This is a genomic window from Shewanella sp. AC91-MNA-CIBAN-0169 (assembly GCF_040310165.1).
Taxonomy (GTDB): domain Bacteria; phylum Pseudomonadota; class Gammaproteobacteria; order Enterobacterales; family Shewanellaceae; genus Shewanella.
This window is the reverse complement of record NZ_JBEOPM010000006.1, coordinates 42,702-59,802: the sequence shown is the minus strand read 5'-3', so window position 1 is coordinate 59,802 and position 17,101 is coordinate 42,702. Positions and strand designations below refer to the sequence as shown.

18 protein-coding genes are annotated in these 17,101 nt (G+C 40.3%); 9 read left to right on the top strand and 9 right to left on the bottom strand.

Translation table 11 applies throughout. The features are described 5' to 3' along the window. The first annotated feature begins 439 nt into the window (after positions 1-439). Both AAEY98_RS07485 and AAEY98_RS07480 read left to right on the top strand, forming a co-directional pair. Positions 440-1,813 carry a type II toxin-antitoxin system HipA family toxin gene (locus tag AAEY98_RS07485; protein ID WP_182743810.1) on the top strand — a complete coding sequence of 458 codons (1,374 nt, stop codon included), beginning with the start codon at positions 440-442 and terminating at the stop codon, positions 1,811-1,813. Beyond that, positions 1,810-2,427, top strand: coding sequence for a helix-turn-helix transcriptional regulator (locus AAEY98_RS07480; protein ID WP_351016088.1), 618 nt, complete (start codon positions 1,810-1,812; stop codon positions 2,425-2,427). Before AAEY98_RS07485 ends, AAEY98_RS07480 begins: the two co-directional genes overlap by 4 nt. 169 nt (positions 2,428-2,596) lie before the next feature. Here AAEY98_RS07480 and AAEY98_RS07475 read toward each other — a convergent pair whose 3' ends face one another. Next, the gene (locus AAEY98_RS07475) at positions 2,597-3,085 is read right to left on the bottom strand and encodes a TIGR00645 family protein (protein WP_011639070.1); all 489 of its coding nucleotides are present in this window, start codon (positions 3,083-3,085) and stop codon (positions 2,597-2,599) included. 319 nt (positions 3,086-3,404) lie between these two features. On the opposite strand from AAEY98_RS07475, the gene AAEY98_RS07470 reads away from it, so the two are divergent. After that, entirely contained in the window at positions 3,405-3,806 is a 402-nt protein-coding gene (locus AAEY98_RS07470; protein WP_182743812.1) for a hypothetical protein, read from the top strand. A 561-nt stretch (positions 3,807-4,367) separates the two neighbouring features. Continuing rightward, positions 4,368-5,117 carry a class I SAM-dependent DNA methyltransferase gene (locus AAEY98_RS07465; RefSeq protein ID WP_351016083.1) on the top strand — a complete coding sequence of 250 codons (750 nt, stop codon included), beginning with the start codon at positions 4,368-4,370 and terminating at the stop codon, positions 5,115-5,117. A 146-nt stretch (positions 5,118-5,263) separates the two neighbouring features. On the opposite strand, the gene AAEY98_RS07460 is transcribed toward AAEY98_RS07465, so the two are convergent. From AAEY98_RS07460 to AAEY98_RS07440, 5 genes are all read right to left on the bottom strand, one after another. Then, the gene (locus AAEY98_RS07460) at positions 5,264-6,154 is read right to left on the bottom strand and encodes a hypothetical protein (protein WP_351016080.1); all 891 of its coding nucleotides are present in this window, start codon (positions 6,152-6,154) and stop codon (positions 5,264-5,266) included. 363 nt (positions 6,155-6,517) lie between these two features. Further along, positions 6,518-6,796: a hypothetical protein gene (locus AAEY98_RS07455; protein ID WP_011639067.1), complete on the bottom strand. Its 279-nt coding sequence runs from the start codon at positions 6,794-6,796 to the stop codon at positions 6,518-6,520. 196 nt (positions 6,797-6,992) lie between these two features. Further along, entirely contained in the window at positions 6,993-8,147 is a 1,155-nt protein-coding gene (locus AAEY98_RS07450; RefSeq protein ID WP_351016077.1) for an alpha/beta hydrolase, read from the bottom strand. Between the two features lie 44 nt (positions 8,148-8,191). Next, positions 8,192-8,965, bottom strand: coding sequence for an SDR family oxidoreductase (locus AAEY98_RS07445; protein WP_351016074.1), 774 nt, complete (start codon positions 8,963-8,965; stop codon positions 8,192-8,194). A gap of 86 nt (positions 8,966-9,051) precedes the next feature. Continuing rightward, positions 9,052-10,518: a flavin-containing monooxygenase gene (locus AAEY98_RS07440; RefSeq protein ID WP_351016071.1), complete on the bottom strand. Its 1,467-nt coding sequence runs from the start codon at positions 10,516-10,518 to the stop codon at positions 9,052-9,054. A gap of 232 nt (positions 10,519-10,750) precedes the next feature. Here AAEY98_RS07440 and AAEY98_RS07435 point away from each other — a divergent pair, with 232 nt between their 5' ends. Then, positions 10,751-11,752: an AraC family transcriptional regulator gene (locus AAEY98_RS07435; protein ID WP_351016068.1), complete on the top strand. Its 1,002-nt coding sequence runs from the start codon at positions 10,751-10,753 to the stop codon at positions 11,750-11,752. A gap of 159 nt (positions 11,753-11,911) precedes the next feature. On the opposite strand, the gene AAEY98_RS07430 is transcribed toward AAEY98_RS07435, so the two are convergent. Further along, positions 11,912-12,526, bottom strand: a complete 615-nt coding sequence (locus AAEY98_RS07430) for an excalibur calcium-binding domain-containing protein (RefSeq protein ID WP_351008442.1) — start codon at positions 12,524-12,526, stop codon at positions 11,912-11,914. Between the two features lie 309 nt (positions 12,527-12,835). Here AAEY98_RS07430 and AAEY98_RS07425 point away from each other — a divergent pair, with 309 nt between their 5' ends. Together AAEY98_RS07425 and AAEY98_RS07420 are read left to right on the top strand one after the other, a co-directional pair. Continuing rightward, the gene (locus tag AAEY98_RS07425; protein ID WP_350997449.1) at positions 12,836-13,222 is read left to right on the top strand and encodes a carboxymuconolactone decarboxylase family protein; all 387 of its coding nucleotides are present in this window, start codon (positions 12,836-12,838) and stop codon (positions 13,220-13,222) included. A 162-nt stretch (positions 13,223-13,384) separates the two neighbouring features. Then, entirely contained in the window at positions 13,385-13,897 is a 513-nt protein-coding gene (locus tag AAEY98_RS07420; RefSeq protein WP_351016065.1) for a hypothetical protein, read from the top strand. A gap of 32 nt (positions 13,898-13,929) precedes the next feature. Here the strand turns inward: AAEY98_RS07420 and AAEY98_RS07415 are convergent, their stop codons facing one another. Continuing rightward, positions 13,930-14,823, bottom strand: coding sequence for a DMT family transporter (locus AAEY98_RS07415; RefSeq protein ID WP_351016062.1), 894 nt, complete (start codon positions 14,821-14,823; stop codon positions 13,930-13,932). 146 nt (positions 14,824-14,969) lie between these two features. Here AAEY98_RS07415 and AAEY98_RS07410 point away from each other — a divergent pair, with 146 nt between their 5' ends. Continuing rightward, on the top strand, positions 14,970-15,461 hold the full coding sequence (locus AAEY98_RS07410) for a MarR family winged helix-turn-helix transcriptional regulator (RefSeq protein ID WP_351008434.1): 492 nt from the start codon (positions 14,970-14,972) through the stop codon (positions 15,459-15,461). Positions 15,462-15,544: 83 nt separating this feature from the next. On the opposite strand, the gene AAEY98_RS07405 is transcribed toward AAEY98_RS07410, so the two are convergent. Further along, the gene (locus AAEY98_RS07405) at positions 15,545-15,796 is read right to left on the bottom strand and encodes a DUF2999 family protein (RefSeq protein ID WP_101085033.1); all 252 of its coding nucleotides are present in this window, start codon (positions 15,794-15,796) and stop codon (positions 15,545-15,547) included. A 436-nt stretch (positions 15,797-16,232) separates the two neighbouring features. Here AAEY98_RS07405 and AAEY98_RS07400 point away from each other — a divergent pair, with 436 nt between their 5' ends. Further along, positions 16,233-16,964, top strand: a complete 732-nt coding sequence (locus AAEY98_RS07400; protein WP_351016059.1) for a hypothetical protein — start codon at positions 16,233-16,235, stop codon at positions 16,962-16,964. Positions 16,965-17,101 lie beyond the last annotated feature (137 nt).

Below are 17,101 nucleotides of genomic sequence, written 5' to 3'. Positions count from 1 at the left end.
TGACGAATACCGATAAGACTGATATTTATCTCGTATTCATAAGTGTAGGTCGAATTTATTTTTCTTAAATAAGCGTTCAATTTGTTGTTTGGCGTTTTATTTAAGTTTAGTCAGCCAAGCATTTAAAGGATGTTATGTAAACATGCGATTATTGAGTTATATAATGCTCAATACGTAGTGTTATGGCTCATTACTGAGTATTATACAACTCAATAATAAACCGGCCCGATAGCTTTTGAGTATTATAAGACGTATTAGCTATCAGCGTAGCAATCTTCTAATTATCCAAATTAACGACAAGAATAAACAACTAAATGAGTCTTATAATACTCAGTAATTGAAGGTAATAACAATTATTGAGTACTATAAGTTACTTTTATTGAGGGTTTACATGTTTTTGAGTACAATAGTATTCATTAAGTATAAAAAAGAGTATTCAATGGAAGATATTAATCTTGAAAATTTAAATGAACTAACTGTACAAGCTTTCATTGATAACTCATGGAAGGATATTGCGAAGATTACATTCCCGAATAATGCTGATTACACATTTGACGCTACCGAAGTCGATTATGAACTTGACTATATAATTGCTAATCTTTCTGCGGATGATCACCATGCAGTATCTATAAATCACCCTGTTGAATTCTATTTTGATGACAATGGACAACAAGGTTGGTTGAAGTTCATTGACGACATCATCCCTAGTGGCTCAAGCCGAAAGTACTGGCTGACTCAAATAGATACTGATGGGATGTCAGCCAATCAACAAAAGTTCGTGTTGCTAGCATATGGCACTATTTCTCCCATTGGAAATTTGCGTATCAAAGAATCTATAGAAGCAGTTAATAGAGTTCCTAATCAATACTTTGAAGTTTCAGACGTAGCAAGTAGAGGTGCAGACTTTTTGAGTTACGCACAAACTCGGGGGGCCGCTGCTGGTGGAGCTACTGGAGCAGGTGGAGAAGCCCCAAAACTGCTACTAAGACGTAGCAAAAACGATGTCGTGTGGATAGATACCTATCAAGACAATACAAATATTGATGATATGTATTACCTCGTTAAATTCCCAAGAGGGAATAGAAGGGGAGTTAATGATGCGGTGTTAGTTGCCGAATACCACTATTATCATGAGTTAACCGCTATGGGTTTTAGTACTATACCTGTAGCAGACATGAAACTAGAAAAAGGTGAAAACTATCATTCACTTTGGTTGCCAAGGTTCGATATAGAGACTCAAGTAGATGGGACTACCAAACGTTATGGTATGGAATCTGTGTACTCAATGTTAAAAAAACCGCCAGCTACTATTTTAGATCATGGTGAGACAATACGTGAGTTGGTTGACCTGATCACTCAGAGTAATACAGTCAAAGAGAAGCACCTGCATTTTGATGTTGAGGCATTTATTATTGAATGGGTTCGCCGTGACTTATTAAATATTGCGTTTGGTAATAGCGATAACCACGGACGAAATACTTCATTCTATAAAGATGACAAGGGTATAAGGTTAACCCCCATTTATGACTTTGCGCCTATGAAAGCTGATCCAGATGGTATACCAAGAACAACGAAATGGGCTGCTCCAGATCTTGAACTTGGTGGTAAATTTAATTTTATTGAGATTGCCTACTCTTTAAGTGATTTAATTGATCCAGAACTATTGATAAATGAACTAAGGACAACAGCACATCAACTAGTCGGTTTAAAGCAAAGGCTAATCGATCGTGGTGTTCCTGATCAAATAGTGAATATGCCAACATTTGGGTTTGATTTTCTAGATGAAAAATTAAAACAATGGGAATTATTATGAAAAAGAAAAATTTAACGAATACAGTTAACTTCTTAAAAAAACATAATTCTGATAGCAATATGAAATTTAACAGCGAGGGTGAACGTATACAGACTAGAAGCGACCAAATTATAACGAATCGAGTTGATAACAGCGTTGTCCATATGACTGTTGCAGATGCTGGAAAACCCGTTGTTGTTCAGAGAGGCCCGCTCCCTAGATTGGAGGGAACTCCTAGAGGTAAGTCATTTGCAAGCGATGTAACAACTAGTGATAAAACTCAAACTAGGCAACGTTCGTCTACGAACACGGCTATTAAGGATGCTAAGTTACGTAGGGCAGTTATTAATAATGTTATGACTAAATTACTATTTTCTAACATTACACAAGGAGATGCCTTAATTCAGTTACGCATACAGGTACTCGGTTTGAACCAAGAAAAATATGCAAAGTTAGTGAACGTTTCTCGTAAAAAGCTTTCTGATATAGAAAATAATAGAAGCAACCCAAGCGTTGTGGTTTTGAATAAAGTGTTTAAGCCTTTTGGTTTAAACGTAGGTTTGATCCCAATCTCACCCACGGTATTGCAAAATGTTCTAGATGATGGTGACTTTGTTAGGTATTTACCCGAGTAAGGTAAATTTTTGCTCCTAAAATAGGTTGATGATTTTTATTAAGCTTGTTAGATCTCCCAACTGGCTATTTTATGCACTTCGTTTGGGGTTTCATTCTAAATCAGTGAGGCAGAGTAAACTTTCTGCCCCACGATATTGTCTATGCCATTTCCACGACGAAATTCTGCTATTACTTCCGCGTAATTTTATCCAGATATCCCATTGCGAAGGCCGATAATACAAAGGTGATGTGGATGAGCAAATACCACATGATTTTGTCATTCGCGATATTTTCGGCATTCATAAAGACTTTAAGTAGGTGAATAGACGAAATCGCCACAATAGACGCTGCTACTTTGTTTTTAAGCGAACCAGCATCCATCTTGCCAAGCCAGTTGAGTTTCTCGCTGTTTTCGCCCACATCAAGCTGTGATACGAAGTTTTCGTAACCTGAAAACATCACCATGATGAGTAGGCCACCGACTAAAGTGATGTCGATTAACGATAGGGTGATTAGCACTAAATCGACTTCTTTTATCGAGAAAATATTGGGGATAATATGAAAGATCTCTTGAAAGAACTTTATGCCTAAGGCGAATAAGATTAGGCTTAATCCCAAATAAATCGGCGCCATGATCCAGCGTGATGCATACATCAATCTTTCAAACACTTTTTCCATTAAAAATTAATCCTTCAGATAAAATAGGTAAAAATAACTCAAGTCACTCATTCTAAAACAATAACAAAATGAACGTTAACTGCGCCGACATGCACTGGCACACGTGATGATGTGTTGCCTGTACACTTTGCATAATGCACAGTGTATTGCATTATGTTCTTAGTGGTTGATATTTAGTGAAGGCAGAGTAAACGTTATTGCCGTCTAAATCACCTATTGTCTATTCATCCCAGACGTTTTTAATCTAAGCCTCAGGTTTATTGATTATACTGTTTTGCTTGGGTATGTATTTCAACACTTAAAAGAGAGATCTATCATTATGGATAAACCTGCCAACGCGCCTCGTAAAATGCCTTGGGTTGCGATAAGTGTCATAGCATCCATAGTATTGCTGTTTGGGCTGTTGTTAATGCTGATGCCCAAGGGGTTTACGTCTAATCTTGAACAAATTGGTACGGGCAAACCTGCGGTAGTATTTGTCTATGATCCTAACCTTGTTTCAAGTATCACCCAAACAGAGCAGATGAATGAAGCTCGGTCTCATCTTGGGGATAACGTGTACTTTCTGCTTGCTAGAACAGCAACGCCTGAGGGCGATGCGTTTATCGCCAAGCATAACGCACGAGTAACTGAACTATTCCTCTTTGACTCAGCAGGAAGCCTAATTAAAAGACAGCGTGCGGTGATAGATGCGAATGAGCTGATGCGATGGGTACGTTAGTCATTTTAGCGTGATCGCCATCTGTGATTAGCGAGAGATTAAGTGAGGGAGTCAGTGGAGAGAGTCAGTGGAGAGAGTCAGTGGGTCTGCTTAAACGTTTCATCTGACTTAAAGCCGCAATAACTGCGTTGCTTCAACACTATTTTATAAAGCCTCGATATTTAATTGTATTGAGGCTTTTTAATAGCTGAACTAATCAATAGTGTATGAAGCTACACTTTATGGCTAGTTGACGGCTTTGCGCCCTGGAAAGTGTATGTAAGTACACTTTTTTGGGGCATGCGAGATCCCAATAAACTATTTTCTAAACTGTTCAGTACAAGATTTTTATTCATTGATGATTACCCTAAATGCCCTGTTATTAAACGGCGTAGCGGCTTCTTTAAGTATTTTAGTGAGTGAAGGCTTGCTAGATTATAGCTGTTAGCGAATTTTCATTTCTGATTGCTTATTTCTCACTCTTTATTTCTCACTCTTTATTTCTCACTCCTTATTTCTCAATTGTGCGATTTGATATATGATGCGCCACCCTAAATTTGCCTATGTCGCCGATCCCTTTTTATGTCTACCAATGCCCTTTATACCGATTTGTCCGCTTATTACGATTTAATGTGTTGTGACATTAATTACCAGCAGCAAAGCAATAGCATAGTGCGCTTGCATCAGATTTTGGGTAACAGTGGTAAACAGCATTTAGATTTAGCCTGTGGAACGGGGCCTCATGTAAGGCATTTTATCGACTTAGGGTTTCAAAGTAGTGGCCTCGATATCAATCAGCCTATGCTCGATATTGCTATGCGTCGTTGCCCTGAAGCGCAGTTTAGTTTGCAAAATATGACTGAGTTTTATGTTGAAGAAAAACTCGATTTGATTACCTGCTTTTTGTACTCCATTCACTATTCTCCAGGTATCGAGGCACTTAAAGCCTGTATTGCCAGTGTGCATAAGGCATTAAATACCGGCGGCTTGTTTTGTTTTAACACCGTTGATAAACATAAAATCAATAACAAGGCGTTAGTGAGACACAGTGCCGAATTTGAAGATAGTCAGTTTGTGTTTGAATCGGGTTGGCATTACAGCGGCGAAGGTGAGATGCAATCGCTCAATCTAAGCATTGGCAAAACCCAGTTTGATGCGACGCAGTTATGGCAAGATTCGCATGCGATGGTCGCCACTAGCTTTACTGAACTTGAAGCATTGTTAAGCCCGTATTTCGATATTCAAATATTTGAACACGATTACGACAAAATCATCCCTTGGGATTTAGCGTCTGGCAATGCCTTGTTTGTGTGTACGAAACGTGAGATTTAGTGGTTAAGTTTTTAGCTGCTATTTTCGGTAATGCTTATAAGCCTATATCCAGTTTTTTTAAGCCCTGATATTGCGTTTGATGGGTGAGAATCTTATGGTGTTTCGCCCCGTCATTTTTAGCATAACGTTGTTGTTAAAATGATGTGTTAGTGACAGATATACTGATAAATGTATTTATCATCAACCTGATTTTCGGACACAGAAAAGGCGCAATCGCTGTTGGCAAGTGTCCGGATATACGCTTCAAACTTATCTTTTTCACCCATATCAGCAAAATGAAAAACACCTGTCGCAGACTTGATTGTCATGGGTATTGAGTTGTTAAAACCATCTCGTCCACCTTGAATGAAAAACGAACTAGAGACAATATCAAGCGATACATTCAAGAAGTTATTTTGTGGTTGATTAAATTCCTCGGTTGAATTGAAATCAATCGTTAAGAACACACCCAAATCATTCATGCTAGGGATTTTTATTGCCTTTATTGCCTTTAATGCCATGGGATTTGCCGCTTTTAACGCTGGGATGTGCTCTTTGAAATAAACATCATGCAGATCATTTCGTAAATAGCTTGCTTGTAGGAAGTCATAAATACTGCCATTACCGTCAATATGACCGGCATAAACAAGGTGCTTGTCTGTATAAGCTATAGGCGTTTTAGCGATTGATGTAGGCAGAGTCCTAGCCGGTTGTAATTGATTTTTCTGTTCAGCTTTTTTGATGGTACTGACTAATTCATCTGTATATGAATAAAGTAAATTCACTTCGCGCTGTTCAATAGTCGACATGTCGATGGGATGCAAGATTGGTTTTGTATGATTATTTTGTTCAACTCGATATTTTTGAACTACCTTATTTTTAATATCAACCACGATGATGCAAGGCAGCGTAAACTCTACAGCCTCTTTTAGGGCAGTTTGACTCATAGATAATTCTGAACAATCGTTACAAACCAATGTCTTAACGCTTGCAAAAACATTTGTAGATAATCCACACGCGAGCAGCGCGATACAAAGCTTAAATAACATCCGTTTCATCTACAAAATCCTTATTTATCTAAAGTATAACTATAATAAAGCAAACAATGAGAGCTGTCGGTCAGAGTCAGTGGACAGATTAAGCTTTTTAATAATGATTTGGAATGAATAAAGAAGGGGGAATAAATTTTTACAACTCGTTCAAGATAAGAGAATTGCTATTTAGTTAACAATATTTGTGCTACTTAAAATGCTTCTTGAAGTGAATTTAGGATTAAATGCTGTAGTGTTTTATGGCAGCAAGCCTGTTCGCTAGCAAACTTCACCAGCTTTCAAATACCGATTTTTATAGGCTAGAATGTATAAAAATAAGTATTTGAATGTGGTCAGCCATCATCATTAACAATGGCTGTTGATGGAGTTTTACTGCGCGGTATCAGTAAATTCAGCTTGAACCTTGTCTAATTCTTGCTGATTTTTAAGCTCAACTTGTTGCTGTTTTTTAATGCTGACTTCTTCTACAAGTGCCGCTTGTCTTTCTTTAAGGCTGTGTTTCTCATCTTTGGTCAGAAACTTAAACGCTTTTTCATTGGCAAGTGCATACGCAACAACATCTTCGCCTTTTACTCTGCGTTCATCCACTCGTTTTGAAAAACGATCGTTATCTCGAGCTTTACGCTCTTCGGCATTTAACTTACTCATTGATGTATCCTCATTAGTTAATCACGGTAGGGGTCACTACGCTCAGTCAAACAAATGAGAATTGCACATTCATAAAGCTGATCGGCGCATTTTAGCATAAGTTGGCTTGTTAGCCTGTAATACATGGCGTCTGAGTAAACTTTATCATCTGTTGGTGGTTTCTAGAGTCGGTTTTGCTGTCAGTTACCTATAACGATCAATCATTAAAGCTATTTAATGCCATTGCGATGTTATGAGTGGCTTGTTTGGCGCGCGGGCTGAGTTTTGTGATTGAAATAAAGCCATGCATGCAATCATCATAATGTTGGTGTTGTGTATTGATGCCTGCCGCTTTTAGGCGCTGGGCATACGCAATGCCATCGTCCCTTAATGGATCGAACCCAAGGGTTAATATGTAGCTTTTTGGCGATTCGCTAATGTCTGCTGCTTGTAGTGGACTCACTAATGGCAGAGTGACTTCGTCGAGAGAGTGTAAATATTTTAACCTGAAATAATCCATTAAATCGCGGGTGAGTATTAATTGTTTATTGAAACGGCGATAAGACTCGGTTAAGCCTTGTAAATCTACCATTGGGTAGATCAAAAACTGAAATGCGGGTGTTACTTTTGCCTGTACTGGTAGTGATGTTTGCAGTGAATGTAAACCGATGATACACGCTAGATATCCGCCTGCGCTGTCACCACCCACGCCTATGTGTTGTGGATTAATATTAAGTTGTTGATGGTTGGCATTGATATAGTTCCACGCTTCGATAGCATCACAAATCGGGATGGGGAATTTATGTTCTGGAGCCAGTCGATACCCTACTGAGATAATGTTCATGTTGCCATGTTTAGCCAGATAGCGGCAAAAGTGATCGTGAGTGTTAATACTGCCAATAACGCCGCCGCCACCGTGAAAGTACACTAAGGTTTTTTGAGGTTTGGTGGCGCTAGGATGGTAGATGCGAAGCTTTATTGTGCTATTGCTTTTATTGCTGTCATTACCGTTATTGCTGTTATTACTAGTACTAGTAACGCTGGCGCTATGTTCGTTCAAAGGAATAGTGCCCATAAAAGGAGTGCCAGTACTCACCGGGACCGTTAAATTAATCACCTTATCCATTTCAATTTTAGTCAGCCCCAGTACTCGGTCCATCGCTAGAAATACATATCTGAATAATGTGACTGGCAACTTGTATAGCGGCGCTAATGATAACCACTTGGCGACCATTAATTGCTTCGCTTCAAGCTTGGGCGCTTGTAGACGTCTGCCTTGTAGCGGCTCGCCTTGCAGTGGTTCGTTTAGTGATGGCTTGTCAGTTGATGATTTGTCTTGTGACAATGGTGTTGGCTTATTAACGTTATCCATTTTTATGGCCTTTTATTATTGTTAACTGATTAGAACCGCATGTTTTATCGACTTAGCCACTTCATCGCTAGGCGATTGATAAATGCCGGTGATACGTTACTTAATCTATGTAATAGGCCATAAAAAACACTGACCGTTCTATGGGTTTTAGGGTGTTTCACTTGTTTATCTATCACTGCGACCACGTGTTCAGCGGTGATGTTCACGCCGAGTCGTTGCATGACTTTGGCGCTGTTTTTCTGTGCCTTCAGCATATTGGTTGCCACAAAGGGCGGCATAACATCGCATACGCTGATGCCATACTTTTTCCACTCAAGTTCCAGCGCCTCGGTCAGTGCTTTTACGGCAAACTTACTGGCCGAATAGCTGGCTAATTCTGGTACACCATAATCGCTGCTGGCTGATGACATATTGATAATAGTACTTGTGCCGGAATTTTTTAAATAGGGCCATGCAGCATGGCATAGGTTCATTACTCCAATGACATTGACACTTAATGTGCGCTGATGTTGTTCGATAGGGATTTCTTCAAAGGAGCCTATGTTCAATATGCCGGCATTATTAACTAATATGGCCAGGCAGTTATTATGTTCAGCACAAAATTTAGCCATAGCGTGTTGTACTTGTGAAAAATCACTGACATCCAGTTGAAACAACCTTATTCGAGTTCTATCCCATATATCGGTGGCTTGTGTTAATTGCGCCAAATTGATGTCGGCCATACCGACCCAGTAGCCCTTTTTGTGAAAGTGTTTTGCCGTCGCTAAGCCAATGCCGGAAGCTGCGCCGGTAATAAATATAGTATTTTTATTCATCATAAACCTGGTTGTTTCTAGTATGAGTCAATCAGCACGAGTGAATCAATACGGGTGGATATGTAAGGGTGAAAAGGTGGCTAAGCCAACTAAAATGATCGGGTATTAAGGTGTTCCATCTGCGGCTGTTTCATTTCATCAACCCATCGCTGCCAAGTGTAGGGCCATAAAATTGGGTCGCCATCGGCATCTAAATACCAACTTTGGCATCCTCCAACCCAGCTAGTGTCTTTTAACCCTTCCTTTACGTAGGCATTAAAGTCGTCAATGGCTTGTTGCTTGGCTTCAAACTCATCAAATTCATGCTCACGCCATTTATCGATCAGTTTAATAACGTAGTCAGTTTGAACCTCGCTCATGGCGATAACGGAGAAGTTACCAATAGGTGTGTTAGGGCCGAGCATTAAAAAAAAGTTAGGGTAATCGCTAAGTAACATTGATCGATATGCTTTGATTTTATGAGCCCAGGCTTTATCAATGTGCAAATTGTTACGCCCAATGAGATTCATGGGGCGCATAAAATTAAATGCATTAAAACCGGTCGATAATACCAATACATCGAGGTCGTGATGTTTACCGTCTTTAGTGATAATGCCTGTTTCAGTTATGCGCTCAATGCCTTCTGTTATTAACTCAGCATTGGGTTTTTGAATGCCTTTATAAAAGGTGGTGTTGATAATGACCCGTTTGCAGCCTACTTGATAATGAGGTCGCAGTTTTTCGCGTAAGGTTTGGTCTTTAATGCTTAATTGTAAGTTGGCTTTACACAAAAAATTTAACGCATGCTTTTGGATAAAGTGTCCCGTGACTGCTTTGGTAAAAAAATGTTCTAGAAAAAACTTGCCCATATTGCGATGAATTTTGGTGATGATGGGAAAGCGAGCCATTAACTTTCGGCTGGTTTTTGAAAAGGTAAAATCGGGCAGATGCATTAGCCATTGTGGTGTGCGCTGAAAAACTGAAACCTTAGCACCGGTTTTAATCAGTTCGGGTATGGCTTGTGCGGCCGTTGACCCAGTACCGATAACTCCAACCCGGGTTGAGGCGGATATGTCGACGTCATGATTCCATCGAGCAGTATGGAATGTTGTGCCTTTAAAATCTTTTAATCCAGGAATGTCTGGAAATTGTGGATGGTGCAAAATGCCCGTGGCGCACACAATAAAATCAGCGATGTAGGTTTGCTGTTGGCTGGTTTTTACCGTCCATTTACCATTGGCATATTGTGCATCGGTAACGGCTTCGTTAAAGCGTATGTCTCGTTTAACATCATATTTATCTGCCACGCGCTCAAAATATTGTTTAATCTCTGGTCCATGGGCAAAAAAACGGCTCCAATTTGGATTAGGTTCAAATGAATAGGTATACATGTGAGCGGGTACATCGCAGGCCGCTCCAGGGTAGGTATTTTCTCGCCACGTTCCGCCCACGCAGTCTTTTTTCTCCAGTACTACAATATCGGTGATGCCAGCTTGGCGCAGTTTAATGTCCATTAAGATGCCCGTCATACCTGCACCAATGATCACCACAGTAGGATTTCGTTTAACTTGGGTCATGATGCCCTCTATTCTTGTTATGGTTATTTATTAACGTGCTTGGTTGTTGTTAGCTTTTGTTATTCGTCATCGCTATTTTTACTTGTTACGTTGAGCATTCTTTCTGGATAACGGATCATTCAAACGTTGTTAATAAATTGTATTATCTATCCAGCATAGGAAACTATTGTTCATTGATCTACGCGCTAAAGGGACGTATATTTGTGATTTTAAGACATGGCAGCCTTAAGTTATGACATTTCGCAGCATTACCAGTGTGCAAATTATTGTGTCCTATGGCATTGAGCAGGGCATTGAGCAAGATAAACTGCTGCAAGGGTCTGGTTTGGTGGAGGCCCAATTAACCGATCACGAGCAACTGGTTGAAGGAAAACAAGAATTACAGGTGTTAAATAACCTCATGCTCAATACTTCATGCCCATTTAAGGTCGGAATGGAGCTGGGTTGCCGTTATCACCTGACCAGTTATGGCATCATGGGTTATGCTCTATTGGCGAGCAGTACTGCGAGAAAGGCGATTGAATTAGGCTTACGTTATCTAGATTTAACCTATGTTTTTTCACAGATAACATTAACTGAGCTTAAAGATGATTTATCTCTAAGGTTCTCATGCGACATTCCTGGTGAGTTAGGTGAACTGGTGTTAGTTAGAGACATGTTGGGCGCTGCGATGATCCAACGAGAAGTATTTGAAAGTAACGACTTACCGATAAAATTGCAGTTTACGTCGCCTCAGCCCGCAGGCTTGTCACTCGAAGGTATAAAGCAAAAACTGGGTGCTGAGATCCAATTCAATGCTAGTTATAACGGTTTTACTGGATTAGCACCGCTATTAGATCTGCCATTATTAAAAGCCAATGAAGCCACCGCCAGATTATGTGAGGCGCAATGCAACCAGCTACTGCAACAAAAGCAAAACTGGAAACCTGTTGCTAAATTGGTCAAAGACACCTTAGTACACTTAGGCTTAGCAGCATCAATGGAAGATATCGCCCAGCATTTGGCTCGAACGACTCGCACTTTACATCGTCAACTAACACTAGAACAAACCAGTTGGCGCCAGGTGCGTGACGATGTGCGTTTTGGCATAGCCGAAGCGTTATTATTAACGCCGATGCAACTTGATGAAATAGCCGAACGCCTTGGTTTTAGTGATGGGGCTAATTTTAGTCACAGCTTTAAACGCTGCAAAAATATGACCCCAAGCCAGTATCGAAAGCAGGCGAAAAAATAACGATAGTCACCTGTGACACATAGATAAAGACTAGCCAGAACCTTATATCTCAAGCCTAGAATCTAAAGACCCATACCTAGGGTCTAGGATTTAGCACTCTCGTGCCCAAGCAAGCGGCTGTTAGCCAGAACCTGCTTTCTATGACTTATTCCTTAATGTTTAATTACAGAACTGCCTTTCACATGGGACTCCGTCCCCATCACCATCCATTTCAGTTCCTGGACAGTTGCGGGTGTAAAAGGTTGCTTCTGCACATGAGCGCATTTGGCTGCAGTGTGTTTTACCGGCTTCGCATCTGAACTGTGGTTGTAGATTGATTGAGCTTGGTTTTGATACGGTTGGTGTCCACTCCATCTGTTCAACATTCTCATTGGTCAGCACTGGCGTAGCGGTCATTTTTTGATATTGTTTATAACCGAAAATACCAACCCCAAGCAGGATAATAAGCATGATTACGCGGCCAAGCACGGGGCTTGAACGGTAGTTTTCGTCTTGATGAGATGGGTTGTTTCGATGATGTTGACCAGTGTGAGAAGCTGGACGGGTTGTGTTAGACATAACAGCCACGCCTTCAATACTGGCTTTTACGGCTTTGACTTTGCCATCGGGTTGGTTCTCGCGATGAAATAGTATCTCATCGCCAACAATAGGCTTTCTGGCCATGTGCTTTAGGGTTGAGATGTGAATAAAGACATCTTGATTATCACCGGTATCTGGCTTGATAAAACCAAAGCCTTTTTCGGTGTTCCAACGAACTAACGTGCCTCTTTCCATGGCGATACCATATCCTTGATAGTCATTAAGTTAATAAAAATCATGATGTAGAATCATGCTTTTAAATCAGTAACATAATACCTATAACTACAGTGTTTTAGCCAGTAATTTGATTGAGTTTATAGATAGAGTCATAAAATATATCCGCTACGCTTACCTGCTAAGGTAAAAACTGAATTGATATCGACTTAGGCAAATTATCAACTGGCTACAACAAAAGCGTGGTGTTATTTAAGATTAAGTTTAACGTGTATATAGGCAGGATTATTTTTAATGAATTGACCAAAAGTGAAAATAGAGGGGCCACCGATGAATGATGAACAATACCAAAAAGGGCTTGAGGTACGTCGCCAGGTGATGGGGGACGCTTATGTCGATAAAGCGCTTAGTAATGTCAGTGATTTTACTCAACCATTGCAAGCGTTAGTCACTGCAAATTGTTGGGGTGAAGTCTGGGTGCGTGATGTTATTTCTAAGCAAACGCGCAGCCTAATCACTATTGCAACATTGGCAGCATTAAAGGCGCCAACTGAATTAAAGGGCCATGTTCGAGGGGCATTACGTAATGGATGTTCTATTGAAGAAATTCAGGAAGTATTGCTGCATTCAACCGTTTATTGCGGCATGCCGTCTGGTATTGAGGCTTTTCGGGCTGCTAAAGAAGCCATCGAGGAATGGCAGCTAGAGAATAGCTAGCTAATGAGATGCTTATGGTATTTTGCTTTGGGTAAAATGAGGGTACAGTAATCACATTAGCTTTTTAATGCTGTGAATTATTATTTGAATTTGGCAACAAGCAATCCTTTTGCCATTTGGCTGCGTATAAAAGAATCGGATATTTATAAACAAGGATTACAGATGCGTTTTTTAATGATTATTGCCGCTTTACTGCTGAGTGCTTGTAGCACCAGTTATCCCAATCAGTCTATTACAGGGCAAGATTTTCCATCGGTAACAGGTCAAACACTTGAAAACGAGTCGATGGCTTTACCTGAGGATTTACAAGGTAAATTGTCGCTGTTGTTGATTGGTTACAAGCAAGATTCACAGTTTGATATTGATCGCTGGTTGATTGGCTTAGACATGACTCAAACTCAAGTGTCGGTATATGAAGTTCCGACTATTCAGGGATTGTTTCCTAGAATGTTCAGCCCTCTGATTAATAATGGCATGCGTGCAGGCATACCCAAGCCATTATGGAAAGGCGTGGTCACCATCTATAAAGATGGCGACCAAGTACAAGCCTTTACCGGTAATGAAAATCCAAATAATACTCGAGTCGTGTTGCTCAATGCGCAAGGTAAAGTCATTTACTTTTATGACCAAGGCTTCTCTGTCGATGCGCTCAATCAGTTAAGAGCTCTGCTTTAGTTATTAGCTCAATGACTCGCCCATAGGCTCAGTTAATCGCTCGCGGTAGTACTGAGCTTTTTTGGGCGCAGTAGCTGAATTAATGTTGGCGCGATAGAGGCTAAAATCATCCCGCTCATTAATAAATATTGGTGTGGAGTGTATGATTCGCCTATTAATACTAGGCCACAGACGATGCCCGCTATCGGATTGGCAATGCCGCCAAATGTGAAGTCGACCACAGACATACGTTGCAGTAACCACACATACATACTGTAACCCAGTACGGTATTGAGCAAGATTATCCAGCTTATACCAAAGCCATTAGTCAGGCTAAACTGGCTGACCACATCGATATATTGCTGTGGCGTAAAGAGTGCCTGAATACCCGCAACAACCAATAGTAATGTGCCGCCGATAATCAATTGCCAGGTGAGTATCGTCCACCAATGAATGCGCGACCCTAACGCTTTGGTCATTGTGCTGCCGATAATAATGCAGCTGATTGCGGCAAACATTGCGACTAATCCTATGGGATTTAAGCTAATGGAGCTTGGGTCAAACAGCATCCAAGCTAAGCCAATTAACACCGCGCCAGACAGTGCTTGTAGTAAATTAGGACGTTTTTTACTGACTACCCAATGAAATAACATCGCAAATACCGGCACTGAAATCATCCCGATACCAGAAATAGCCGATGGCAGCGTCAGTGCCATGATAAAAATCAAACTGAAAAACACCGCAATGTTAATGGCACCGAGTTTAATTAAAATAGACCAGTCGGTTTTTTGCGGTAGGCTTGGTTTAATCGCCAGTAGAATCAGACCTGCAGGCAGCGCACGGAGGGCGCCGAGTAATAATGGTGGCCAGTCTGGCAAAGTAAGTTGGGTCATCGCATAGGTGGTACCCCAAAAAAATGCAGGGATCATGGCCAGTAAAATATTCATAAACTACCTTTATATTAAATATCTTCATGTAAAGATAAGTGCTAATTCTGGACTGATAAGTTATTTTTGTAAAGTACCTTTTTATGAAGTATCTTTACGTTAAGTTTTTAAGTTATGTTTTGAGTCCAAAATGATAAGGGTGAGGTATGGAGGATATTGATAGAGTCGTAGCGCAATGGGGCGAACAAAAGCCGCATTTAGATACCGAGCCAATGGCGATTCTTGGGCGTTTTTTGCGTTTGCAAAAACATATTGAGGCTGAAATATCAACTTGTCATAAGCAGTTTGACCTGACCATGGGTGAGTTTGATGTGCTGGCGACATTAAGACGTAATGGTAAACCTTACACCTTAACCCCTTCGAAATTATTATCGTCGATGATGTTAACGTCTGGCGCGATGACAAATCGTTTAGACAAGCTTGAATCTAAAGACTTAATTGCCCGTGTACACAGCACTGAAGACAGGCGCAGTGTATCGGTAGCTTTGACTAACAAAGGTCTTGCCACAATAGATGAAGCGATTGAGGAGCATGTAAAGGTTCAACACCAACTGGTGGCAAATCTTTCTGACATTGAACAGCCCGAGCTTAACCAATTATTCAAAACCTGGTTAGCAGGCTTTGAAGGTAATCAATAGCAGTCGTGATCGGATAAATCAAAAACGGCCAGCATCTTAAGATACTGGCCGTTGTTGTTTGTGCATTTTTAATGGCTTAGTACTTATGGTTGTAGCTGCGCTTTTGCTGCTTCAACTTTAGAAAAATCTAGTCCTAACTCTTCAACTGCTTCTTTGATTAAGGCTGGGTTTTGCATCACCATGCCCATCAACTGTTGTAGCTTTTCTGCAGGAATACCTAATTGACCAATAGTTGCCATTGCTGCGAATGGGTTTTCAGTTAACGTCTGGAACAACTCATTAATTTGTACGTCACTGATATTGTGTTCTTTGAAGATGGCAAGAATCGGGTTCATTGCTATACCTTGTAATGTTAATGGACTAAGTTGTGATTTTATCACGTTTTCACAACACTGGTGCAAGCCTCATTATCTATTCATGATAACTGTCGATATGATTGATGTAATGTTTAAGGCCTCTGAGCAGCCGCCACGATTAACGTCAGTCTAGTGATTCAGTCTCGTCTCTATGCTTCATGACTCTATCTTAATTGCTCTGTCTTATTACTCTACAAAATATCAACTACTTGAAATAACTACATGAATAAAGATCTGTAATAATTCATAGGCTTATTCATGCCTGCTTGGTGTTGAGTTGAGGGATTATAGTGATAGTTCATCATGCCTATATTAACGGCGATGAATTATTGATTGAGTTTACAATATTGGCGTTTATACTAAGCCCGGTATGGCATGGTGCTGTATGTTTTGTTTAACTACACGGATGTTTTATATGGATATTGTTACCCTTTGTATTGCCGTTGTTATTTCTCAACCGTTAATTGTGTATTTGGCATTTTATAAAGATACCGGTCTGACAACGAAAAAAAACGAGTTTTATCAATCTTTTTTAGTTATTCCCCCCAGCTTTGCTTTCTTCTATCTAGACCAATATTGGTATGCGTTAAGTTTACTGGCTGCAGTCACGTTATTCGGTCTGCTATTGGCCAAAATGGTTAACCATAAGGCAAGCCATCCTATTGTTCGTGATGATCTCATCTCATTCGGTATTGCGTGGTTGATAATATTCGGCATAGGTCATTTTATTGCAGGTTTGTTTACAGACTCAAGTCCAGACATCGCTGTAACACCAGACGTTACTGCGGTAACAATACAACAAGGAATGTACTCCGCATTATCAATTTCACTGCTTTATTTAGTGATTATGTTGGTGGTGTTTTTTGTCCGAGTCTTAGAGAAAAAATATATAACCAAAGAAAAATTTAGCGACTTTTTGCTACTCATTTGTAGTGTTATCGGTGGCGCGCTTCCCGTCATGGGCGACTATTTTATGTTGAGTATGATGCTAAACTTTTTTATCTTGCTTTATATCAGTGGAATGATTATTCGCTTAGATGGGACCGGTCCTTCTAGTGGCGCCGTTGGTTTTATTTTTGGCTATTTATTTATGATGGGTGCAGGACTTTGTCTGTTGGTTAAAGGTGGAGCTTGGTTGTTTGGTTAATACGATTTCCTTGGATTAATACCGAGCCATCAACGAGGTAGGATCCCTTAAGCTTTTAGCTAAATACTCACCGAAAATGTCAGCACAAGTTGACTTAATGACGAGTTTTACTGTCCTTTACAATCAGCCGCCAGTAC